Genomic DNA, 22,027 nt, shown 5'->3' with positions numbered 1-22,027 from the left:
TTTTGGATGATCTACCGACATATCGGAACAATGGCAAGCAGCGAAGAATTTTCGCGGGGTGTCCGATCGGCTCATTCGCCCCAGGTGTATCGCATGGGCAGCGCCAACTGCTCCAACGCCGAGTTGCGGGTGTACGCCTCCGCCACCTGCCGCGCCAGCGGGATCCAATGCCCACCCATGCGCCGGTTGCAGGGTCCGCGGATGTCCCAGATGCGCCAGCCACGCGGCTCCCGCCACAGGCCGATGGTGGCGCGCTCAATGCGGCCGTGGTGCCACATACGCGCACTGAACAGCCGCGCTTGGTCGTCCCGGCACTTCGACACGTAACTGTATGCGCAATGGCGCAGCGCGCGACCTTCCTCGAAGAGGGCCAGCGGCGTCGCCAATGCGAGCACCTCGGCATCCGGGGTTCGCAATTCCTCCAAGGCGCAAGGCCAAGTGGCGGGTTCCAGCGTTGCGCGCCGGCGGTCCTCCGCCTCGCGGACAAGCACCAGCCAGCGGTCCCAGCTCGCGTGCTCGTGCCCCTCGGGCTCATAGGTAACGAACCAATTCACGATGCCGCGGTAGGCCAGCGCAATCTCTTGCGCTTCCAACTCGTCCGTGGCCAGCGCCAGCCGGGCCCGTGCCTCGGTGAAAACCCGCCCAGGCAATACCGCCAAGCGGTTGCGGATGCCAGCGGGGGTCATGCTGCAGCCGAACTCGTCGAGTGTCACTCGGTAGAAGAGCGGACGGGCCACCACGGCGTCATGCCCGGATTCGGTCAGCCTCAGCGCCAGTAACAGTGCATCCAGTGCGTAGCCGGTATTGAAACGGCGGATGACCTCCCGGAACGGACGATCGCCACGACGGCCAAGCAACTGGAAGCTGCGCTTGCTCATGCCATTGCTGATCAGTGTCTTCACGCAGGCCCGCGTTGGATCCTCGCAGGGATTCGCGGGGTACTGGAACATGTGCTGGGCGACGGGGCGCAACAGCGCAGGGGTTTGCTGCCGGATGCGGGTCAACGTGCCGTGGTGCTGCCAGACGAAGCTCAGCCACCGCTGCGTGATGCCAGGTTGTGACGCCCGGAACCGCGCTGCCCGAGCCAGCGCAAGCAAATCCGGATCAACCGCCATGGCCTCGCGGAGCTGGTGCCGTAGTCGCTTGGTCGGGAAACGCCGGGTGAGACGCTTGCGCATGCGCAAGCCCGTCCAAGCTCGATTAACGATTTCGGCGCACAAGTCGTCCAGCGCGCACAGATGGGGCTGAGACAGGTTGCCGCATGTCGGGACGACCAGCCCGACCAGCGTCTCGTGCAACTCGGCGCGCAGCGTATAGCGAATCCGGCGCCGCCAAGCGCGCAGCGGGAGGTAGGTGTCGAAGATCACCACGTTGGGGTCTGACTGAGGCACAAAGCGCCAACTGCCATCCTCTTCCCGCAAGGCGGCGAAGAACGACTTGTCGCGACGGTTGTAGCCGTAGCGGAGCGACTGCATGGCGGTGACCATCCGCACAACGCCGTCGTCTGCAACCACCAGCGGCGCGGACGACATGGCACCGATGCCGGCGAGCATGTGCAGCTTGCCAAGCTTCACCAGCCTGCGCAGCGCAGTTCGGGCCGCAGGCTGCTGCCAACGAGCAGATTCCGGCGCCGTTGCACTGAGGAAACGGAGCCATTCACCGAGCGAGCTGTGTTGCGGCATGTGTCACCCCCTAGCTGCCACCATGCGCACCATGGGTCGCATGGCCTGCGACACGCCAACCCTAATCTGGGATCGACTTAGCTCGCCTGTTCTGCGCTGACCTGGCCTTGCCCTCGGGCGTCTTCGGCCCGGTTGAACAGCCTCCGTGATTTCGACACCGAGTCTTGCCGGGCTCCGGCTTGCATCGGCATGGACGTCCAGCACGGGTGTCAGCGCCGCATCGACGGGCATTCGATGTTACCGGTGGTGTCGATCGCATGATTACGAACCCCATGACGCACGCGGGCGCACGCGCGTCCCCGTCAAATCGCCGTACACGACCACGTAGATGTGCATCGGCTCCTAGGAACAGCTCCCGACTTTTGACTTGGACCCTGGCCTGCCGATCGATTGACAGGCCAGGGCGGTAGATGGGCAGAAGAACCAATCTCGGGCTCCACCTTGTCCAAGGCCCGATTCTGTTGTTGACAGCCGAGTCGCTACGAGCGAGCGCCAGAGCCTATTTGCATGGATGACTGGTAGGTATAGGTGCAGGCAAGAGCACCAGCTAGGTTTGAGTGACATCCCTGCTCAACCTGATCTGCCGGATCACGCTGTAGTGCAGCGAGGGGTGTAGCGCGCGCTGCCTGCGGTCAGAGGTCACCGTCTCGATCACGCCCTCCAGCAGCAACGGCTTGAGCCTGCTCAGGGCAATGCCATCCTTCCGTGGCACCGTGCCGACCAACGGGAGGTATTCGCGCGCCAGATCCTGACCCCAGGCCACCTTGAACCTGCCCCGCATCCTGGCCCGCCCCACTAACGCTTTCACGTTGTACCAGCGAGCCAGCTTCGCGCCGAACCACTCGCCCTCCGTGCACACCGTGAAACGGCACACGACCTTGGGCTGGCGGTTGAAGTAGTTCACCGTCTCCCAGTCGTCGAAGCGTAGCCGGTAGATCCCGGCCGGCAGGCACAGCGGCTTGTCGCCGATGATGACGCCGTCGGAGTCGGCGAACTCGACGTTCGCGTTCAACACCAACTCCGACCGCTATTGCGATTTGTCGCGCAGTCGAGACGACCGCCGACTGCCTCCGAGAGGCCGTATTTGTCAACACTCGAGCGCGCTGAGCCTCCTTCTCCTTCGATCAGCGCACGAATGTCCTCCACACGCCAAGCCGTGCAGCGCCGGCCGATCTTCACCGGCTGCGGATAACGCCCAGCACGTACACCGGCCCACCAAGTCGAGCGCGATACCGGGAACAAAGCAGGAATCGCGGCGCGCACGGGTCGTCCTTGGCGTCCGACGCGCTCAGCTCGACCAACGATGTCATGTAACCGGAGAAAGCCGCTCAGCGGCAGTAGTCGTGACTCGAGGGAAGTGAAATCTTGCATGGAGCCTCCAATAAAAAAGCCCGCCAGTTGGCGGGCTTGGTGGGGTTTGGGATCGCGCGGACACAAAAAAGCCCGCGCTTGGCGGGCTGACTCGAACGTCCTGACTTCGAAAACCAAGAACCCGCACTACGCGGGTTCTTGTAGATACAACTTGGACATTCTGAGCAAATTGATACACCAACCGTTATGGGCTGTCAAATTGCGGGTGCTATCAACGCAAAAGCGCGGTTGCTCCCGCGAGCTTCACCTGATCGAGATAGTCAGCCCACGACTGCATCATCTCCCGGCGCTTGGGCAGGTACTCGGCCATGTTGTACACGCCCTCGGTGCCGCCCACCTTGTGTGATAACTGGGCCTCGACCACCTCCCGTGGCCAGCCGAGCTCCCTCAACCGGGTCGACGCCAGGTGGCGGAAGCCGTGGCCCACCATCTCGTCCTTGAAGCCGATGCGCGCCAGTGCCGCGTTGATCGCGCCATCGCTCATGTGGCGCTTGCGGTCACGCGCGCCCGGGAAGAGATAGCGGTCGCGACCGGTCAGTGCATGTAATTCCCGCAGGATCGTCACCGCTTGGGTGGCCAGCGGGATGACATGCGGTGGCGTGTCAGGGTGCTCCTTTTCCTTCTTACGCAGCTTCCTGTTGGACGCTGGCACCCGATAGGCCGGGAAATCGCCATCCAGCTCGAAGTGCGCCCACTCGGCCATGCGGATTTCGCCAGGTCGACAAAACCACATCGGTGCCAATTTCAGGGCACAGGCAACGGGAAAGGTACCCGCGAACCCATCCATCGCGCGCAGCAGGTCTCCAATGCGCTTCGGATCGGTGATGGTGGGGTATCGCTGCTTGGTCATGTCGCGGCGAGACGGCAGGGCCTCGCTCAGGTCGGCCGCGGGGTCGCGGTCGGCCCGGCCGGTGGCCACCGCGTACTTGAACACCCGACTGAGCTGGAACCTGAGCCGGTGCGCCTGCTCGAGGTGCCCGGCCTTAGACACACGCTCGATGATGGGCCGGATCTCCGCTACGCCGAGGGACGCCACCGGCTTGCCGCCGATGTAGGGAAAGGCGTGGTTCTCGAGCCTCGCCTGTTCCTTTTCAAAGTTCTTGTCCGTCCAGCCCGGCTTGCGGACCTGTAGCCACTCGCGGGCGACCACCTCGAAGCTGTTGGCGGCCTGTTCCCGGCCGACCGCTTTCTCGGCCTTGCGATGCTCGCTAGGGTCAATGCCCGCGGCGATGTGTTTTCGGGCCGCATCCCGCCGTGCACGTGCATCGGCCAGTCCGACGTCTGGGTACGTACCCAGGCTCAGAGTGTTCCGCTTTCCGGTAACGGGTCGACGGTAGTCGAGCCGCCACCACTTTCCCCCGTCCGGTCGCACAAGCAGGTAAAGGCCGCCTCTATCGGTCAATTTGGCGGGTTTTGCGCCGGACTTGGCCTTGCGGATCGCCACATCGGTGAGCGCCATGACGGCAACCCCTCTGACGGTAACAAGATTCGGCACCATGCCGTTACCGTCAACGTTACCGTCAAACGTGACGGTATTCCAGTGGCTCGCATGGGACGTTGCTGGACGCCAACCAAAAGAAAACCCCTGATTTCTCAGGGGTTTGTGGACTTTCTTCGGCGTCTTGGAACCACTTTATGGTGGCTATGGGTGGACTCGAACCACCGACCCCAGCATTATGAGTGCTGTGCTCTAACCGGCTGAGCTACATAGCCAACGCAGAGCCGGGCATTATCCTGATCTTGGCCGGTGCCGTCAATTCGCCCTGCGGTGGCTTGCCGAAGCTGCGCGGCACTGGCACAGTCGGGGCAGGCAAATTTTTTGAGGTCCGCATCGTGATCGATCCGGACGGGTTCCGGCCCAATGTGGGCATCGTACTGATGCATGACGATGGACGAGTGTTCTGGGCGCGTCGAGTGCGCCGGGACGGCTGGCAGTTTCCGCAAGGCGGCATCAACACCGACGAAACCCCGCTGGAAGCGATGTACCGCGAGCTGCGCGAGGAAACCGGGCTGCTGCCTGCGCATGTGGACGTGCTGGGCGCCACCCCTGGCTGGCTGCGCTACCGGCTGCCGCCGCATGCCATCCGCCACCGTGACAAGCTGGTGTGCATCGGCCAAAAGCAGGTGTGGTATCTGCTGCGTTTTCGTGGATTGGAGGGCGATGTGCAGCTGGATGGCACCGATTGCCCTGAATTCGACCACTGGCGCTGGGTGGATTTTTGGTACCCGCTGCAGCATGTGGTGACCTTCAAGCGCAGCGTGTATGCGCGTGCGTTGGCGCATCTGGCCCCGCATGCCCGTGCGGTGGCCGGGGCACTGGCCGTGCCGGAGTACGCCCTGCCTGGCAGGGGGATCGGGCAAGCGCGACAGCGCTGATCACCACCTGTGTTGTTGAAACTGAATGCAGGCATACCACTTGCCGTCTCGATGTTGCGTTGCAACAAAACACTCGATATGCTGCATCGCACAAATCCGGCAAACCTTGCCGACAACAACCAGCAGGAGACCGCCATGTACCAGTTCAACGATCAGTTCAGCAAAGCCGTCAGCCAGTTCGCCGATGCCGCTGCCAACGTCAACCGTTTGGCCCTTGAGAATGCCGAAAAGGCCTTTGGCCTGCAGTTGGCCGCCATCGAAGACACCTTCACCGCCAGCTTCGCCTTCACCGGTGAGCTGCTGCAGGTGCGTGACGCCGACGGCCTGAAGGCTGTGTGGCCGAAGGGCGTGCAGATTGCGCGCACCAATGCCGAGCGCAGCCTCAGCACCGTGCAGGAAGTGTTTGCCAACACCGTGAAGACCAACGAAGCCATTGGCTCGCTGGCCAAGGGCCAGTTCGAGCAGGCCAGTGCCCAGGTCAAGGCCGAAGTGGAAAAGGCCACCAAGGCAACCAAGTCCGGCAAGTAAGCCCGGCAAGATCCCTCCCCCCTGGGACCGCAACGCCGCACTCCCCTGCGTCGTTGCCAAAACCCGGCAGCGCAAGCTGTCGGGTTTTTTTATGCTGTCCATGCCAAACGGCAGATGCGAATGGCAAGCAATCCCGCAACAATTATGGACTTGCAAGTTCAGTATCCTGCTAAACTCCCCGGTTCATTTTCATATCTCCATCGGATCAGCCCCATGCCTGCCCATACATCCGCCCACACCCCCAACCCCGCCCTGCGTTGGGGCTTGATGCTGCTTGGTGCGCTCGTCGTGTTTGGGGGCGTGTTTGGAATCAAGGCGATCTTCGCCAAAAAGACCAATGAATTCTTCGACAACATGCCGCAACCGGCGGTGGCCATTTCGGCCGCCACGGCCAGTGCGCAGCGCTGGAGTGCAGGCGGCGAATCGGTGGGCACCTTGGTGGCCGTCAACGGCACCGATGTCACCACCGAGGCCGGCGGCGTGGTGCGCAGCATTGCGTTTGAGGCCGGCCAGCCGGTCAGCCAGGGCGCCGTGTTGGTGCGCTTGAACACCGACAACGAAGAGGCTCAGCTCAAAGCACTGGAGACCTCGGCCAAACTCGCGGCGGTGCAGGCGCAGCGCTGGCAGGCGCTGGGCAAGGACAAACTGGTGTCCCTGGATGATGTGCAGCAGCGCGTCGCCGCGGCCGCCAATGCGCGCGCGCAAGTAGAGGCACAGCGCGCACTGATTGCCCGCAAGACCATCCGTGCGCCGTTCTCGGGCGTACTGGGCATTCGCAAAATCAATCTGGGCCAATATCTGGCGCCGGGTGACGCAATCGTCACCTTGCAGCAGCTCAATCCGATCTATCTGGACTTCACCCTGCCCGAACAAATGATCGGCAAGCTGCTGAAAGGCGGCAACATCAACGCCAGCGTGGATGCCCTGCCGGGCCAGCACTTCAGTGGCGAAATCACCGCGCTGGATCCGCTGGTGGATGCCAGCACTCGCAACTTCAAAGCGCAGGCCACCTTGCAAAACCCCGGCAACGCCTTGCGCCCGGGCAGCTTTGCCAAGGTCAGTTTTGAACTGGGCGCAGAGCACGCCGTGGTGGTGATTCCGCAAACTGCAGTCAGCTTCAACCCTTACGGCAACGCGGTCTTCGTGATTACCTCGGAAAAGCGCAAGGCCGGCGAAACCGACGCCAAGGGGCAACCGCTGCGCGGCGACAAATTGGTGGTCAACCAGCGCTTCATCAAGACCGGGGCCACCCGTGGCGATTTGATCGCGGTCACCGATGGGCTGAAGCCCGGTGAGCGCGTGGTGACGGTGGGCCTGCTGAAGCTGCGTAATGGCGCGGAAGTGACGATTGATAACAGCGTGCAACCTGCCGCCGATGCCCAGCCTACGGTCATCAACCGTTGATCGCTGGCGACCTGTCACGCCCTCTTGTCCACACTTTCCCAACACGGGGAAGCGGGAGTAACCAAGCATGAAATTTACCGACATCTTCATCAAGAAGCCGGTGCTGGCGCTGGTCGTCAGCCTGTTCATCCTGCTGTTCGGCCTGCGTGCCTTCAGCGAATTGAACGTGCGCAAATATCCGGAAATGCGCAATGCCGTGATCAACATCAACACCACCTATTTCGGTGCCGATGCGGACTTGATCCAGGGCTTTATCACCACGCCACTGGAGCGCGAGATCGCCAGTGCCGAGGGCATTGATTACATGACCTCGACCAGCGCGGCGGGGATAAGCTCGATTCAGGCCTATATCCGGCTGGACAAGAACCCCAGCGAGGCGCTCACCCAGATCAGCGCCAAGGTCAACAAGATGCGCGGGCAATTGCCATCGCAGTCGGAAGACCCGGTGATCGACCTGAAGCAGGGCGAGAGTATTGCCAGCATGTATCTGTCGTTTGCCAGCGACCGTTTGGATGGCAACCAGATTGGCGACTATCTGACCCGCGTGATCCAGCCCAAGCTGGTGACGGTACCCGGTGTGCAAAGCGCAGAAATCATGGGCGCCGGCAACTTCGCCATGCGCGTGTGGTTGAAACCGGAAAAAATGGCCGCGCTGAAAGTGACCGCCAGCGATGTCTCGCAAGCCTTGCAGTCGAACAACGTGTTGGCCGCGCTGGGCTCGACCAAGGGGCATATGGTTGCGATCGACATGACCGCACGCACCGATCTGCGCAATGCCGAAGAGTTCCGCAAGCTGGTGGTGCGTGAACAAGACGGTGCGATTGTGCGCCTGGGTGACATCGCCGATGTGGTGTTGGGCTCTGACAGTTATGGCACGTCGGTGCGTATCAATGGCGGCGATGCAGCCACGTTCATCGGTATCAGTGTGGCGCCCGATGCCAACTCGCTGGATGTGATCAAGGCAGTGCGCAAGGTCTGGGACAACGACATCATTCCGCAATTGCCGCAGGGCATGCACGCCAGCATTCCGTACGACAGCACCGAGGCGATTCAAGACTCGATCAACGAAGTGATCCGCACCATTGTGGAAGCGCTCCTCATCGTGATCGTGGTGATCTACTTGTTCCTGGGCTCACTGCGCAGCGTGTTGATCCCGGCCATTTCCATCCCGCTATCGCTGATTGGCGGGCTGTTCTTGATGCTGCTGATGGGCTTCACCATCAATTTGCTGACCTTGCTGGCGATGGTGCTGGCCATTGGCATCGTGGTGGACGATGCGATCATCGTGCTGGAGAACATCCACCGGCATATCGAAGAAGGCATGAAGCCGATGGACGCCGCGATTCGCGGCGCGCGTGAATTGGCGTGGCCGGTGGTGGCGATGACCACCACCTTGATTGCGGTGTATTTGCCGATTGGTTTCCAAGGTGGGATGACCGGCGTGTTGTTCACCGAATTCGCGTTCACCTTGGCCGGCGCGGTGTTGTTGTCGGGCGTGATTGCGCTCACGTTGACGCCGATGATGAGCGCGAAGATCCTGATTGCGCATGACCCCGACCACCCCAAGGGCAAGTTCGAGCTGTGGTTGGATAATCGCTTCGACAAACTGCACCACGCCTATCAACGCCGCCTGCATGGCGCGCTGGATACCAAGGCCGTGATCGCCGTGTTTGGCCTGATCGTGCTGGTCAGTTGCGGTTTCCTGTACGCAGGCGCGCCAAAGGAACCGGCACCGGTGGAAGATGAAGGTTTCATCTTCTCGGTGGCCAGTGCGGACCCGGTGGCCACGCTGGATTATGTGGAACGCTATACCGCTGAAATTTCCAAGTTCACCGCCAGGATTCCCGAGATCAAGGAGACCTTTTTGATCAACGGTGGCATGGGCGGCGGTGGCGGCGGTGCCAGCCCCAGTGCGATGGCCGGTTTCGTGCTCAAGCCATGGAGCCAGCGCAGCCGCTCCACCACGCAAATCCTGCAGCAAGAGCTGCAACCCAAGCTCAACGAGATCAGTGCGCTGAAGGTGTTTGCATTGGTGCCGCCCTCGCTACCCAGCGCCGGTGGCGGCGGCGGCGGTGGTGAATTCATCATTGGCGGCGTGGGCAACTTGCAGCAGTTGTCGGAGTTGTCGGACGCCATTTTGGCCAAGGCCTATGCCAGCAAGCGCTTCATCTTCCTCGACAAGGATTTGAAGATCGACAAGCCGCGCATCGAGGTCAACATCGACCGCGACAAAGCGGCGATGCTGGGGATAGACATGCGCACGCTGGCTGCCGACATGTCGTCGATGCTGGCCGGTGGCTACAGCAATCTGTTCTCGATGGAAAATCGCTCGTACCGGGTGATCCCGCAGGTGCAACGCAAGGACCGCCTCAATGCCAGCGATCTTGAAAACTATTACACCCGCACCCGCGATGGAGCACTCATTCCACTGTCCACCATCGTCACGCTGAAGGAAAGCGCGCAGCCGCAATCGCTCAAGCGCTTCCAGCAGCTCAATGCGGTCTCCATCACATTTGCCCCGCGCCCCGGCGTGAGCAAGGGTGAAGCGTTGGCGATCCTGGACCAAGCCGCAAAAGAAGTGCTGCCGCAAGGCTACAGCGTGGACTATGCCGGTGAGTCGCGGCAGTTCAAGCAGGAAGGCTCAGCCATGTTGATGACCATGGCGCTGGCCTTGATCGTGATTTTCCTGGTGCTCTCGGCGCAGTTTGAAAGCTTCCGCGATGCGTTGATCATGTTGCTCACCGTGCCGATGGCCATTTGCGGTGCACTGCTGGCATTGAACGTGTTGGCGCTGGTGTCCGGCATCCTGCAAGCGATGGGGGTTGAGGCCTTACCCGGCATGAGTATCAACATCTATACGCAGGTGGGGCTGGTGACATTGGTGGGCGTGATTTCCAAGCACGGCATCCTGATCGTGGAATTCGCCAACAAGCTGCAAATCGAACAGGGCATGAGCAAGCGCGACGCGATTGAAGCCGCCACCGGCATTCGTCTGCGCCCGGTGTTGATGACCACCGCCGCGCTGGTGTTTGCGATGATTCCGATGCTGATGGCGAAGGGCCCCGGCGCGGCTTCGCGCTTCTCGATGGGCGTGGTGATTGCCTCCGGCATGACCATCGGCACCTTGTTCACCTTGTTCGTGCTGCCCGCGTTCTATCTGTATCTGGCGCGCGAACACAAGCACGCGCCGGCGGCTGATGCAGCAGACACCTTGCCTGAGCCGCAACACGGTTGAGGCTGCACGATATGACGACAAACGCCCGGGCAACCGGGCGTTTTTTATTGCGCCTTGTTCCTCGCAGCAGTCTTGCCGCCCACCGGTGAAGGATCGAGCGCGCCATGGAGGGCCCGCGGTCGCGCATCATCGCTGGATGCGAAGCCTAAGCTGCGAGCCTTCCCCGGTGGGCGACAAGACTGCCAGACTCATCAAGCTGCCATCGGAATCCGCAAATACTGCGCCAGTACCGAAGGCGCTGCATTCGGCGCATACGGCAACACGCCCCAACACGGCGCTGGCAACCGCGCGCGCAGCATCGTGATGTTGTCATCCACGCGCTCCATCGCCGGATCCACTTGCGAGCCAATCCAGCCGGCCAGATGCACGCCATCCTCCACAATCGCACGCGCACTCAGCAGCGCATGATTGAGGCAGCCCAAGCGCAAGCCCACCACCAACACCACCGGCAGGCGCAGCATGCGCACCACATCGACCTGCATCAAGCCTGCCGATAACGGCGCAGCCCAACCACCCACCCCTTCCACCACCAAGGCCTCCACTTGCGAGGCCAATCGTGCATGTGCCGCCAGGATCGGCAGCAGCTCGATGGCCACGCCCGCATCCCGCGCCGCCAGCTCTGGCGCCAAGGGGTGTTCCAGCGCAAACGGATTGATGTCGGCATAGGCCAATCCCGGCATGCCTGCCGCTTGTAGCGCAAGCGCATCTTCGTTCTTCCATGCACCGTCAATCGCACTGCAACCACTGGCCACCGGCTTCATCCCTGCCACGCGCAAGCCATGTCCGCGCAAGGCGTGCAGCAGGGTGCAACTGGTCAGTGTTTTGCCGATGCCGGTATCGGTACCCGTCACATAAATTGAGAACATTGTGCTTTCGTAGTTGCCGATGAAGGCTGCATGGTAGCCCTGACGCGTACGGTTGCTACACTTGGCAGATGACCTTTACCGCCGCCTCCCTTACCGGCAGCAAGCCGACGCAATACACGCAGCTGTTGGCACAGGCGCAAGCCCTGCTGCATGGCGAGCGCGACCGCATTGCCAATGCCGCCAATCTGTCGGCGCTGGTATATCACGCACTGCCTGGCCTGAATTGGGTGGGGTTTTATTTTTTCGATGGCGATGAATTGGTGGTGGGTCCGTTTCAAGGGCTGCCGGCCTGCGTGCGCATCCCGCTTGCAAAAGGTGTGTGCGGGGCGGCGGCGCGCTTGCGGCAAACCCAGCGCGTTGAAGACGTCAATGCATTCCCCGGACATATCGCCTGCGACTCCGCATCGCGCTCGGAGCTGGTGGTGCCGCTGTATCAGGGCGATACCTTGCTGGGGGTGTTTGACCTCGATAGTCCTCTGCCAGCGCGCTTCGATGCAGACGATCAAGCCGGGCTGGAAGCGATTGCGCAAGCGTATCTGGATGCCCTGCAATGAGCGCCGCCAAGATGCGCAATATCGGCCCGAAGTCTGCTGCATGGCTGCGGCAAGTGGGCTTGCGCTCGCTGGAAGACATCGCTGCCATCGGCACCGTGGATGCCTTCATGAAGGTGCGCCGGGCCGGCTTCAAGCCCAGCCTCAATTTGCTGTATGCACTGGAAGGCGCACTGCAGAATTGCCACTGGCAGGAGGTGCCGGACGCGCGCCGCACGGAACTGGTCAGCGCCGCCGAAGCCGCCATCGCCTTGCTGCCGCCGCCGCGTGGGCGTCCCGCCGCAGCGCCGGTGACCACCACCCATCACGAACAGGCGCCGGTACTGGCATTCAACCTGTTCAATGACGAGCACGGCAGCGACACGACGACCGACTGAACCGCTTGCGCTACAATGCCTGCGCTTCAAGGTGATTGGCGGGCCCTGTCCGCTGATTGAAACGGGAAGCCGGTGACACTGCACGCAGGTGCAACCAGTCCGGCGCTGCCCCCGCAACGGTAAGCAAGAGAAGTTCGGCAACAACCACTGTGCGCACATCGGTTTGATGTTGGCATGGGAAGGTGCCGCGCGGGCCCATCACAGGATGCGCCGCTTGCAAGCCCGGAGACCGGCCTTGAAGTGTGTTGGTTGCGATGCGGCGGGCATTGCGCGACGTCGCGCCTGCTGCTTGCTGCATCGCCCGTCTGCGTGTTCCGCCCGTATTGCAACCGTCCCCTTCGCCATGGCGTGCGGATTGGCACGCCGGAGAGACTCACATGCAATCGCGCAACACCCTGCTTCGCTTGTCCCCCTTGAGTTGCACCCTGGCACTGGCCCTGTCCTTGCCCGGCATCGCGTTTGCGGCAGATGCCGCCAATACCGCCAAAGACCTCGACAAAGTGATTGTCACCGCCACGCGCACGCCTGCCACCGTCGATGCCGCGCTGGCCGCTGTGGAAGTGATCGACCGCGCACAAATCGACGCCAGCAGCGCGCGCTCACTGCCCGAATTGCTGCGCGGTCGCGCCGGCATCACCCTCATCAACCAAGGTGGGCTGGGCAAGCTGTCGACGTTGTTCATGCGTGGCACTGAATCAGACCACACCTTGTTTTTGATCGACGGCGTGCGCGTGGGTTCGACCACCTCGGGCCTGACCTCGCTACAGGATATTCCGCTGGCGCAGATCGACCATATCGAAATCGTGCGCGGGCCGCGCTCATCGTTGTATGGGGCCGATGCCATCGGCGGCGTGATCCAGATTTTCACCCGCCGTGACAGCCGTGCAGGCACGCATGGCCATGCGCGGATTGCAATCGGCAGCAACCACTTGCGCGAGGCCTCTGCCGGTGTGGAACTGCGCGGTGCACGCGGTGGCGTGGGTGTAGATGTGGCGCACCAGTCCACCGCTGGCATCAATGCCTGCCTGGGGGATTACAACCCTGCCACGTGGGCGGGCGCAGGCTGCTTTATCGTGCCGGGCACGCATCTGGATCGCGATGGTTATCGCAACAACAGTGCGGGCGTGCACGCCGATTTTTCGCCCAGCACCGCATGGCAGCTGGATGCACGCGCCACCCGCGCCATCGGCCATAACGATTACGACGGCAACTACGTGGACAACTCCGACATCGTGCAGCAGACCGTGGGCGGCAGTGCGCGCTGGACGCCCTCGCAAAGGGTGCAATTGAAGTTGACGCTGGGCCGCAACACCGATGATTCGGTCAACTATCTGGGTACAGTGTTCAGCAACCGCTTCGTCACCACGCGTGATACCGGCAACCTGCAAGCCGACTTCACACTGGCGCAGGCACAGGTACTCACCACCGGGTTTGATTGGCTGCGCGATGCCGCCGCCACCCAGGATCCGTGGTCACCGTTCACCGCAAGGCGTGGCAACCGTGCCGGTTTTGCGCAATACCAAGGCACGTTCGGCAAGCAGGACCTGCAACTGTCGCTGCGCCACGATGACAACGATCAATTCGGTGGCCACACCACCGGCGGGATGGCCTGGGGCATGAACCTTGCCGCAGGCTGGCGGGTGACGGCCAGCCATGCCACCGCGTTCAAGGCGCCCACCTTCAACGAGCTGTACTACCCCGGCGCCAGCAATCCGTTGCTGCTCCCCGAAGACGCCCGCAGCAGCGAACTGTCGCTGACGCGCAGCGGTGACGGCTGGCAGCTGCAGGCCAATGCGTATCAGACCCGGGTCAGCGATCTGATCGCTTGGGATTCCTCGCAGTTCAAGCCGGTCAATGTGGACTCGGCGCGCATTCGTGGGGTTGAGTTGACCGGCGTTCTGGCGCTGGGTGACTGGTCGCTGCGTGGCCAACTCAGCTGGCTGGATGCACGCAACCAAAGCGCGGGGACAAACCACGGCAAGCAACTGGCCCGTCGCCCCACCCGCAGCGCGCGGCTGGACTTGGATCGCGATATTGGCGACTGGGGCTTTGGCATCAGCGGCATTGCCGAAGCGTCGCGCTGGGATGATGTGGCCAACAGCCTGCGCGTGGGTGGCTACGGCACGCTGGACGCCCGCGCGTCATGGCGTTTGGCAAAGGGCTGGACACTGCAAGCCAACGTGGTCAATGCCTTCGACAAGCGCTATCAGACCAGCGCCTGGTATGCCCAGCCCGGCCGCGAGTACACCCTCAGCTTGCGCTGGCAGCCGGACCAGTAACGCCTCGTTTCGGAGCTAGCCCGCACGGAAGCGAAAACCCGGCGCCGATGCCGGGTTTTTGTTTGTGACAGGCAAGCACCCGTGCCACCATGCAATGCTTCCCGCTGACACATCCACAGTGATGCCCGACTTCACGTCACTACGCACATTGGCCGAACAGACCGCGCAACATGCCTATGCCCCGTACTCGAATCTGCGGGTAGGAGCCGCGTTACGCGCCACCAGTGGCGCGGTGTACGCCGGTTGCAATGTTGAAAACGCTTCGTATTCCATCGGTGGCTGCGCCGAACGCGCAGCGATTGCCGCAGCAGTACAAGCGGAAGGTGCAGCTTTTCGCTTGGCTGCAATTGCAGTCGCGGCATTCAGCGATACCGGCACACCGCTACCCGTGTCTCCCTGTGGTGCCTGCCGACAAGCATTGATTGAATTCGGCATCGAGGCTGGCGTGAGTTTTCGGCAGCCCGATGGCAGTTGGGTTGAAGTGGATGTCGATGCCCTGCTGCCATATCGCTTTATTTTGCCGGCGCAGTAGCATCCAACCAGCGCCACGCTGCAACTTCGCCAGGGGCGGCTTCGCCCAAGCAAAACGCCGCACGCACACTGTCTGCGGCACGTTCGGCATCGGCTTGATTACGCGCATGCACCACAGCGAGTGGTGCGCCATGCGCAACGTACTGGCCACGCCCGCACACCTGACTCAAGCCCACGGCCGGATCAATGCGGGCACCGGCCACGCGCCGTCCGCCGCCCAGATCCACCACGCATTCGCCCACACTGCGCACATCGATGGTCTGCACAAAGCCGGCACGGTCTGCGGTTACCGCGTAATGCACGGGCGCAGTGGGCAAATAATGCGCCGGCCGTTGCAACACATCATGCGGCGCACCCAGCGCTGCCAACATGCGCGCCAAGCGCTCGGCGGCCGCGCCACTGTGCAAGGCATGCTGCAACTGTGCCTCTGCATCCGCATCAGTCGCAGCCAACCCACCCAGCAGCAACAGCCGTGCCGACAATGCCAGCACCAATGCACGCAAGCGTGGGCAAGCCGGACCACCGGTTAGCAAGTCGATGATGGCGCGCAGCTCCAATGCGTTGCCGGCATCGCGCCCCAACACCTGACCCATGTCGGTCAGTGCGGTCGCCAGCTGCAAGCCGCTCCCGGCGGCGACCGCCTGCATCCGTGCCGCCAAGGCTTCGGCCATTGCCACATCGGGCGTTTGCGCGCCACTGCCCGTCTTGATATCCAACACCAAGGCTTGCGCACCACCGGCAAGTTTTTTCGACAGGATTGAGGCCACGATCAAGTCCGGCACATCGACCGTGGCCGTCACATCGCGCACCGCGTACAAGCGCCGATCAGCGGGCACCAGGTCCGCTGTTTGACCAACAATGGCACAACCCACCTCGCGCACCAGTCGCTGCAAACGTGCCGGATCTAGCTGGACATCCACGCCGGGCACGCTTTCCAACTTGTCCAAGGTGCCGCCGGTGTGCCCCAAGCCGCGCCCCGAAATCATCGGCACATACCCACCACATGCGGCCACCAACGGGGCCAGCGCAAGGCTGACGCAATCGCCCACGCCACCGGTGGAGTGCTTATCCAGCACCGGTCCGGGCAAGTCACGCCAATCCAGACAACGCCCGGAATCACGCAGGGCATAAGTGAAGTCGCGGCATTCTTGCGTGCCCAAGCCGCGCCACGCAATCGCCATCGCCATTGCGCCCACTTGGCCCTCACTCCAGCCGTTGCTGGCGATACCATCGGCCAACGCCTTCCACTGCGGGGCATCCAGACTTCGCCCTTCCCGCTTGGCGCGAATCAATAGCGCTGCAGGCCAGTCACTCATGCACAACCTGCGCGGCAACGACCGCTGGCAATAGGCGAAAACAAAGGCATCCACATAGCAAGGCTGCAGCCGCCGACCGGCCGCACCAGACTAGGCAAGCCGGTGTGCCCGCTCCTTGATCTGGGACAACTGGCGGCTGCTTATTCCACCGTCACCGATTTGGCCAGATTGCGGGGCTTGTCCACATCGGTGCCGCGTGCCAATGCGGTGTGATAGGCCAGTAGTTGCACCGGGATGGCGTGCACGATCGGCGACAAAATGCCCACATGGCGCGGCGTGCGAATCACATGCACGCCCTCGGATGCACTGAAGCTGCTGTCGGCATCGGTGAACACGAACATTTCGCCACCCCGTGCGCGCACCTCCTGGATATTGGATTTGACCTTCTCCAGCAGTGCATCGTTGGGAGCAATCACCACCACCGGCATTTGCGTGTCCACCAGTGCCAGCGGGCCATGCTTCAGTTCGCCCGCCGGGTAGCCTTCGGCATGAATGTAGGAGATTTCCTTGAGCTTGAGCGCGCCCTCCAGCGCGATCGGGTAGTGGGTACCACGCCCCAGAAACAGCGCATGCTGCCGTGGTGCGAATTTCTCTGCCCATAAGGCCACCTGCGGCTCCAAATTGAGTGCGTGCTGCACACTGCCTGGCAAATGACGCAACGCATTCAAGAAGTCGGCCTGCTGCGCGGTATCGACGCGGCCGCGCAGCTTGCCCAGGGTGACGGCCAGCGTGAACAGTGCAACCAACTGGGTGGTGAATGCCTTGGTGGAAGCGACCCCGATTTCCGCACCGGCACGGGTATGCAATACCAACTTGCTGGCCCGCGGTAGCGCGCTTTCCGGCACATTGCAAATCGACAGGGTTTTATCCTGTCCTTGGGCCTTGGCGTATTTCAACGCCTCCATCGTGTCCAGCGTTTCGCCAGATTGCGAAATGGTGACCACCAGCTGCTTCGGGTTGCCGACCACGCTGCGATAGCGGTACTCGCTGGCGATATCCACCGCACATGGCAACCCGGCGATGGCTTCGATCCAATAGCGTGCGGTCAAACCGGCGTAATAACTGGTCCCGCAGGCGAGAATCTGGACCGACGCCACATCCGCCAGCACGGCGTCCGCGTCTTTGCCAAACAGTGCGGCATCAAAGCCACCGGCATCCAAGATGCCCTCTACTGTATCGGCAATGGCGCGTGGCTGCTCGTGAATTTCTTTCTGCATGAAATGCCGATACGGCCCGAGTTCCAGCGATGCCAGTGACACTTCCGACACGTGCACTTCACGCATCACCTGCGCATCGCTGGCGTCAAACACGCGCACGCCATCACAGGTCAGCTCGGCGGTATCGCCTTCTTCCAGAAAGATCACCCGCCGCGTGGCCGACACAATCGCGGACACATCCGAAGCAACGAAATTTTCGCCCTCGCCCAACCCGATCAATAACGGGCAGCCCATACGTGCGGTCACCAGCGTCGCCGGGTCGCGCTTGTCGATCACCGCCAATGCATATGCACCGTGCAACTCCTTCACCGTCGCCTGCAGTGCTGCGAGCAAACTCACCCCTTGCTTGCGGTGGTGATGAATCAAATGGGCTACCACTTCGGTGTCGGTCTGCGATTCAAACGCATAGCCCAAAGCGCGCAGACGTTCGCGCTGCGCTTCGTGGTTTTCGATGATGCCGTTGTGCACCAAGGCCAGTTCGCCATCGCTGATATGTGGATGCGCGTTGGATTCGGTCACGCCACCATGCGTGGCCCAGCGGGTGTGCCCGATGCCAAGATTGGCTCCCAGCCCCTCGGCCAGCGCCGCCGCTTCCATCTCGGCCACTCGCCCAGTGCGCCGCACGCGGCGCACGCTATCGGCCACCACCACCGCAATTCCGGCCGAATCATAGCCGCGATATTCCAGCCGCTTCAGGCCATCCACCAGCAAGGGAACCACATCACGTTGCGCGATGGCACCAACGATTCCACACATGCAGCATTACTCCAAAGTCCAAGCCGGCAGTGTAACGGTGCCAGCCGTCGACTGTGTCCGCGCGGACGCATCCGTTTGTCCAACGGACGCAGCACAAGAATTATTCCCTATATTTTTCAATAACTTGTAGTTGGCACGGTAGTTGCTTCATAGCGGGTATGGATAAGCAATCAACCTCGCCCGCGCACCCGGCCACCGCCCCCCGTGGCCGCATCCGCGATACCGCCGGCCAAGATCAGCGCATGGCACACGCCGCGCCCAGTCGCCGCAAATGGATCGTGCCTGTCATCGCGGGCACAGGCGTGCTGCTGCTGACCGCATGGGTGGCGTCCCGTTGGATGGGTGGCGCGCAATCGTTCGATGCTTCGCGGATGCGCATCGCGCAAGTGACGCGTGGCGACTTGGTGCGCGATCTCAGCGCTGATGGCAAGGTGATCGCTTCCAACAGTCCCACGCTGTATGCCATCGCTGCCGGCACCGTGCACCTGTCCATCGTTGCCGGTGACAAGGTGACCCGTGGCCAAGCGCTGGCCACGATTGACAGCCCCGAGCTGCGCAGCAAGTTGGTGCAAGAAGAATCCACGCTGGCAAGCTTTGAGGCCGCCGCCAGCCGCGCGCAGCTGGACGCGCAAATCGCACGCGCCAACGCGCAGCGTGCACTTGACCAGGCCAGCGTCGATCGCACTGCGGCACAACGCGATCTGGAGCGCTACCAGCGTGCATTCGATGGCGGCGCGGTGCCCAAGAATGATTTGAATCGCGCCCAGGACATGATGAAGAAGGCCGATATCGGCCTTGCCGCCGCACAGCGCGATTTTTCCTTGCAAAGCGCCGGTGCAAGCCTGGATGCGCGCAACAAGCAACTCCAAGCGCAGCGCCAACAAGCCGTGGTGGCCGAAGCGCGCCGCCAAGTGGAACTGTTGACCCTGCGCGCACCGTTCGACGGCCAAGTGGGGCAAGTGCAAGTACCACAGGGTACGCAAGTGATTGCCAATGGCCCGGTGTTGAGTGTGGTGGATCTGTCCAAATTCGAAGTGGAAATGAAAGTGCCGGAAAGCTTCGCACGCGATCTTGGCATCGGCATGCCGGCGCAGATCAGTGCCAACAACGCTACCTTCCCCGCTGAAATTGCGGCGGTGTCGCCCGAGGTTGTCAGCGGTGAAGTGACCGCGCGCGTGCGCTTTGCCAATGGTAAGCAGCCACCGGGATTGCGCCAGAACCAACGCTTGTCGGTTCGCATCGTGATGGACACGCGCAAGCACGTGCTGATGGTCGAGCGCGGCCCCTTCCTTGAACAAGACGGTGGCAACGTGGCCTACGTGGTGGATGGCAGCAGCGCCGTGCGCCGCCCCATTCGCACCGGCGCTGCATCTCTCTCCAGTGTCGAAATCACCTCGGGCCTGAACGTCGGTGACCGCATCGTGGTCTCCGGCACCGACCAATTCAACAACGCGGACCGCGTCCGTATTTCCGGAAACTAACAGGACTCCTCACCATGCTGAACATGCATCAGGTCACCAAGGTCTATCGCACAGAATTGGTGGAAACCCACGCACTACGCTCGCTCGACCTGCATGTCGCCGATGGCGAATTCGTCGCAGTGACCGGGCCATCGGGTTCGGGCAAGACCACCTTCCTCAATATCGCAGGCTTGCTGGAAGAATTTACCGGCGGCGACTACATGCTCGATGGCATCAACGTCAAAGGCTTGAACGACAACGCCCGCAGCAAACTGCGCAATGAAAAGATCGGCTTCATTTTCCAGGGTTTCAACCTGATCCCCGATTTGAACCTGTTCGACAACTGCGACGTACCGCTGCGCTATCGCGGCATGCCCGCGGCCGAACGCAAGCTGCGCATTGAAGATGCACTGGGCATGGTGGGCCTTGGTTCGCGCATGAAGCACTATCCGGCGGAACTCTCCGGCGGGCAGCAGCAACGCGCCGCGATTGCACGCGCACTGGCAGGTAGCCCCAAGCTATTGCTGGCCGACGAACCCACCGGCAACCTGGATTCGCAGATGGCGCGCAGCGTGATGGAGCTGCTGGAAGATATCAACGAGCAAGGCACCACCATTGTAATGGTGACCCACGACCCGGAACTGGCCGCGCGCGCGCAACGCAATGTGCACATCGTCGATGGCATGGCGACCGACTTGTCCGTCACCTCCGCCCTGCAACGCTCGCTGCATTCCAACAGCGCCAGCACCACGACTGCCTGAGGACACCGCCATGCTCGGCTATTACCTCAACCTCGCCCTGCGCAGCTTCAAGCGCAACAAGGCACTGACCGCGCTGATGGTGCTGGCCATTGCACTTGGCATCGGCGCCTGCATGACCACGCTGACCGTATTCCATGTGCTGTCCGGGGATCCCATCCCGCAAAAAAGCAGCCAGTTGTTCTACGTGCAGATGGACCCTGAAAGCAAACTGGGTTATCGGCCAGGTGGCGACCCGCAAGACCAGATGACCCGCTTTGATTCCGAAACCCTGCTGAAGGAAAAGCGTGCGGATCGGCAAGCAATGATGACCGGCGGCAACGTGGCGGTGATCCCGGGACAATCCGGGCTGATCCCGTTCCGCTCGGATGCGCGCTATACCAGCGCGGATTTTTTCCCGATGTTCGATGTGCCATTTCTGCATGGCAATGGCTGGGCCGCCAAGGACGATGCGGCGCATGCGCGGGTTGCGGTCATCACGCGTTCGCTCAACCAACGTCTGTTTGCCGGTGGCAACAGCGTGGGCAAGACATTGCGCCTGGATCAAAGCGATTTCACCATTGTCGGGGTGATGGCGGAGTGGAAGCCGACACCCGCGTTTTATGACATGAACCGCGACACCTATGGCGGCAACGAGGATATTTTCCTGCCGTTTTCGACCTCGCGTGATTTGCAGATGGGCCGCAATGGCAGCATGAACTGCTGGGCTGATAGCCGTGGTGACAACACCGCCGAAAACGCGCCCTGTGCGTGGATCCAGTATTGGGTAGAACTCGATAGTGCCGACAAAGTCAGCGCCTATCGCAACTACCTGAGCAATTATTCCGACTTGCAACGCAAGGCCGGGCGCTTCGAGCGGCCGACCAATGTGCGCCTGAGCAATGTCATGCAATGGCTGACCTACAACAAAGTGGTGCCCTCCGATGTGGTGCTGCAGTTGTGGTTGGGTTTTGGCTTTCTGCTGGTGTGCATGGTCAACACGGTGGGGCTGCTGCTGGCCAAGTTCCTGCGTCGCAGCGGCGAAATCGGCGTGCGACGGGCGCTGGGCGCATCGCGGCGGGAGATTTTCAAGCAATGCCTGGTGGAAGCCGGAATGATTGGGCTGGCCGGTGGTGTGGTTGGCTTGGGGCTGTCCTTGCTGGGCTTGTGGGCCGTGCGCATGCAGCCTGCCAGCTACGCCAAGCTGGCCCATCTTGACCTTGGCATGCTGCTGGTCACCTTTGTGCTGGCCATTGTGGCCAGCCTGCTGGCAGGCCTGCTGCCGGCATGGCGGGCGATGCAGGTGACGCCAGCCATCCAGCTCAAGTCGCAATGACCTTA

At 62.0% G+C, this 22,027-nt stretch carries 18 protein-coding genes, 1 tRNA gene and 1 riboswitch; of the genes, 11 read left to right on the top strand and 8 right to left on the bottom strand.

Annotated features, from left to right (window positions below; all coding sequences use genetic code 11):
* Window positions 1-71: 71 nt before the first annotated feature.
* The 5 genes from K7B09_RS00360 to K7B09_RS00340 all read right to left on the bottom strand — a co-directional run bounded on the left by K7B09_RS00360 (window position 72) and on the right by K7B09_RS00340 (window position 4,766).
* A complete protein-coding gene (locus K7B09_RS00360) occupies window positions 72-1,682 on the bottom strand; it encodes a PcfJ domain-containing protein (protein WP_223625385.1) in 1,611 nt (536 codons plus the stop codon).
* A gap of 61 nt (window positions 1,683-1,743) precedes the next feature.
* Window positions 1,744-1,941 (bottom strand): HGGxSTG domain-containing protein, encoded by a 198-nt coding sequence (locus K7B09_RS13275; RefSeq protein WP_425507831.1) that lies wholly within the window; start codon window positions 1,939-1,941, stop codon window positions 1,744-1,746.
* A gap of 288 nt (window positions 1,942-2,229) precedes the next feature.
* On the bottom strand, window positions 2,230-2,694 hold the full coding sequence (locus K7B09_RS00355; RefSeq protein ID WP_223625383.1) for a peptidase associated/transthyretin-like domain-containing protein: 465 nt from the start codon (window positions 2,692-2,694) through the stop codon (window positions 2,230-2,232).
* A 570-nt stretch (window positions 2,695-3,264) separates the two neighbouring features.
* Complete coding sequence (locus K7B09_RS00345; protein ID WP_223625375.1) at window positions 3,265-4,512, bottom strand: tyrosine-type recombinase/integrase; 1,248 nt, start codon at window positions 4,510-4,512, stop codon at window positions 3,265-3,267.
* 177 nt (window positions 4,513-4,689) lie between these two features.
* Window positions 4,690-4,766: transfer RNA gene (locus tag K7B09_RS00340), tRNA-Met, on the bottom strand.
* A 120-nt stretch (window positions 4,767-4,886) separates the two neighbouring features.
* On the opposite strand from K7B09_RS00340, the gene K7B09_RS00335 reads away from it, so the two are divergent.
* The 4 genes from K7B09_RS00335 to K7B09_RS00320 all read left to right on the top strand — a co-directional run bounded on the left by K7B09_RS00335 (window position 4,887) and on the right by K7B09_RS00320 (window position 10,596).
* Window positions 4,887-5,429: an RNA pyrophosphohydrolase gene (locus K7B09_RS00335; RefSeq protein WP_374350111.1), complete on the top strand. Its 543-nt coding sequence runs from the start codon at window positions 4,887-4,889 to the stop codon at window positions 5,427-5,429.
* A 78-nt stretch (window positions 5,430-5,507) separates the two neighbouring features.
* A complete protein-coding gene (locus K7B09_RS00330; RefSeq protein WP_223625372.1) occupies window positions 5,508-5,957 on the top strand; it encodes a phasin family protein in 450 nt (149 codons plus the stop codon).
* Window positions 5,958-6,170: 213 nt separating this feature from the next.
* Window positions 6,171-7,361, top strand: coding sequence for an efflux RND transporter periplasmic adaptor subunit (locus tag K7B09_RS00325; protein WP_223625368.1), 1,191 nt, complete (start codon window positions 6,171-6,173; stop codon window positions 7,359-7,361).
* A gap of 67 nt (window positions 7,362-7,428) precedes the next feature.
* Entirely contained in the window at window positions 7,429-10,596 is a 3,168-nt protein-coding gene (locus tag K7B09_RS00320; protein ID WP_223625365.1) for an efflux RND transporter permease subunit, read from the top strand.
* A 191-nt stretch (window positions 10,597-10,787) separates the two neighbouring features.
* On the opposite strand, the gene bioD is transcribed toward K7B09_RS00320, so the two are convergent.
* Window positions 10,788-11,462 carry a dethiobiotin synthase gene (gene bioD, locus K7B09_RS00315; protein ID WP_223625362.1) on the bottom strand — a complete coding sequence of 225 codons (675 nt, stop codon included), beginning with the start codon at window positions 11,460-11,462 and terminating at the stop codon, window positions 10,788-10,790.
* Window positions 11,463-11,530: 68 nt separating this feature from the next.
* Between bioD and K7B09_RS00310 the strand changes: the two genes are divergently transcribed.
* The 4 genes from K7B09_RS00310 (at window position 11,531) to K7B09_RS00295 (ending at window position 15,201) form a co-directional block, all read left to right on the top strand.
* Window positions 11,531-12,016 carry a GAF domain-containing protein gene (locus K7B09_RS00310; protein WP_223625357.1) on the top strand — a complete coding sequence of 162 codons (486 nt, stop codon included), beginning with the start codon at window positions 11,531-11,533 and terminating at the stop codon, window positions 12,014-12,016.
* Window positions 12,013-12,390, top strand: a complete 378-nt coding sequence (locus tag K7B09_RS00305) for a TfoX/Sxy family protein (protein ID WP_223625354.1) — start codon at window positions 12,013-12,015, stop codon at window positions 12,388-12,390. The genes K7B09_RS00310 and K7B09_RS00305 overlap by 4 nt, the downstream gene beginning before the upstream one ends.
* 12 nt (window positions 12,391-12,402) lie before the next feature.
* Window positions 12,403-12,642: riboswitch (cobalamin riboswitch) on the top strand.
* A 125-nt stretch (window positions 12,643-12,767) separates the two neighbouring features.
* Window positions 12,768-14,669: a TonB-dependent receptor domain-containing protein gene (locus K7B09_RS00300; RefSeq protein WP_223625350.1), complete on the top strand. Its 1,902-nt coding sequence runs from the start codon at window positions 12,768-12,770 to the stop codon at window positions 14,667-14,669.
* A gap of 121 nt (window positions 14,670-14,790) precedes the next feature.
* Window positions 14,791-15,201: a cytidine deaminase gene (locus tag K7B09_RS00295; RefSeq protein ID WP_223625347.1), complete on the top strand. Its 411-nt coding sequence runs from the start codon at window positions 14,791-14,793 to the stop codon at window positions 15,199-15,201.
* On the opposite strand, the gene K7B09_RS00290 is transcribed toward K7B09_RS00295, so the two are convergent.
* Window positions 15,182-16,516 (bottom strand): thymidine phosphorylase, encoded by a 1,335-nt coding sequence (locus K7B09_RS00290; RefSeq protein WP_223625344.1) that lies wholly within the window; start codon window positions 16,514-16,516, stop codon window positions 15,182-15,184. The genes K7B09_RS00295 and K7B09_RS00290 overlap by 20 nt on opposite strands.
* A 140-nt stretch (window positions 16,517-16,656) precedes the next feature.
* Complete coding sequence (glmS, locus tag K7B09_RS00285) at window positions 16,657-18,489, bottom strand: glutamine--fructose-6-phosphate transaminase (isomerizing) (RefSeq protein WP_223625341.1); 1,833 nt, start codon at window positions 18,487-18,489, stop codon at window positions 16,657-16,659.
* 158 nt (window positions 18,490-18,647) lie between these two features.
* Here glmS and K7B09_RS00280 point away from each other — a divergent pair, with 158 nt between their 5' ends.
* Genes K7B09_RS00280 through K7B09_RS00270 form a run of 3 tightly spaced genes read left to right on the top strand, consistent with a single transcriptional unit; the run spans window position 18,648 to window position 22,022 of the window.
* On the top strand, window positions 18,648-19,970 hold the full coding sequence (locus K7B09_RS00280) for an efflux RND transporter periplasmic adaptor subunit (protein ID WP_223625339.1): 1,323 nt from the start codon (window positions 18,648-18,650) through the stop codon (window positions 19,968-19,970).
* A 14-nt stretch (window positions 19,971-19,984) separates the two neighbouring features.
* Window positions 19,985-20,710 (top strand): ABC transporter ATP-binding protein, encoded by a 726-nt coding sequence (locus tag K7B09_RS00275; RefSeq protein ID WP_223625335.1) that lies wholly within the window; start codon window positions 19,985-19,987, stop codon window positions 20,708-20,710.
* A 10-nt stretch (window positions 20,711-20,720) separates the two neighbouring features.
* On the top strand, window positions 20,721-22,022 hold the full coding sequence (locus tag K7B09_RS00270; protein ID WP_223625332.1) for an ABC transporter permease: 1,302 nt from the start codon (window positions 20,721-20,723) through the stop codon (window positions 22,020-22,022).
* Window positions 22,023-22,027: the final 5 nt, after the last annotated feature.

It is taken from the genome of Thermomonas beijingensis (genome assembly GCF_020034655.1).
GTDB lineage: Bacteria > Pseudomonadota > Gammaproteobacteria > Xanthomonadales > Xanthomonadaceae > Thermomonas > Thermomonas beijingensis.
This window is presented reverse-complemented; position numbering and strand designations above follow the sequence as displayed.

What these genes read in the sequence shown, in the direction of transcription:
- K7B09_RS00360 (WP_223625385.1), bottom strand. Translation starts at nt 1,682, where the DNA reads ATGCCGCAACACAGCTCGCTCGGTGAATGGCTCCGTTTCCTCAGTGCA.
- K7B09_RS13275 (WP_425507831.1), bottom strand. Translation starts at nt 1,941, where the DNA reads ATGCGATCGACACCACCGGTAACATCGAATGCCCGTCGATGCGGCGCT.
- K7B09_RS00345 (WP_223625375.1), bottom strand. Translation starts at nt 4,512, where the DNA reads ATGGCGCTCACCGATGTGGCGATCCGCAAGGCCAAGTCCGGCGCAAAA.
- K7B09_RS00330 (WP_223625372.1), top strand. Translation starts at nt 5,508, where the DNA reads ATGCTGCATCGCACAAATCCGGCAAACCTTGCCGACAACAACCAGCAG.
- K7B09_RS00325 (WP_223625368.1), top strand. Translation starts at nt 6,171, where the DNA reads ATGCCTGCCCATACATCCGCCCACACCCCCAACCCCGCCCTGCGTTGG.
- K7B09_RS00320 (WP_223625365.1), top strand. Translation starts at nt 7,429, where the DNA reads ATGAAATTTACCGACATCTTCATCAAGAAGCCGGTGCTGGCGCTGGTC.
- bioD (WP_223625362.1), bottom strand. Translation starts at nt 11,462, where the DNA reads ATGTTCTCAATTTATGTGACGGGTACCGATACCGGCATCGGCAAAACA.
- K7B09_RS00310 (WP_223625357.1), top strand. Translation starts at nt 11,531, where the DNA reads ATGACCTTTACCGCCGCCTCCCTTACCGGCAGCAAGCCGACGCAATAC.
- K7B09_RS00305 (WP_223625354.1), top strand. Translation starts at nt 12,013, where the DNA reads ATGAGCGCCGCCAAGATGCGCAATATCGGCCCGAAGTCTGCTGCATGG.
- K7B09_RS00300 (WP_223625350.1), top strand. Translation starts at nt 12,768, where the DNA reads ATGCAATCGCGCAACACCCTGCTTCGCTTGTCCCCCTTGAGTTGCACC.
- K7B09_RS00295 (WP_223625347.1), top strand. Translation starts at nt 14,791, where the DNA reads ATGCCCGACTTCACGTCACTACGCACATTGGCCGAACAGACCGCGCAA.
- K7B09_RS00290 (WP_223625344.1), bottom strand. Translation starts at nt 16,516, where the DNA reads ATGAGTGACTGGCCTGCAGCGCTATTGATTCGCGCCAAGCGGGAAGGG.
- glmS (WP_223625341.1), bottom strand. Translation starts at nt 18,489, where the DNA reads ATGTGTGGAATCGTTGGTGCCATCGCGCAACGTGATGTGGTTCCCTTG.
- K7B09_RS00280 (WP_223625339.1), top strand. Translation starts at nt 18,648, where the DNA reads ATGGATAAGCAATCAACCTCGCCCGCGCACCCGGCCACCGCCCCCCGT.
- K7B09_RS00275 (WP_223625335.1), top strand. Translation starts at nt 19,985, where the DNA reads ATGCTGAACATGCATCAGGTCACCAAGGTCTATCGCACAGAATTGGTG.
- K7B09_RS00270 (WP_223625332.1), top strand. Translation starts at nt 20,721, where the DNA reads ATGCTCGGCTATTACCTCAACCTCGCCCTGCGCAGCTTCAAGCGCAAC.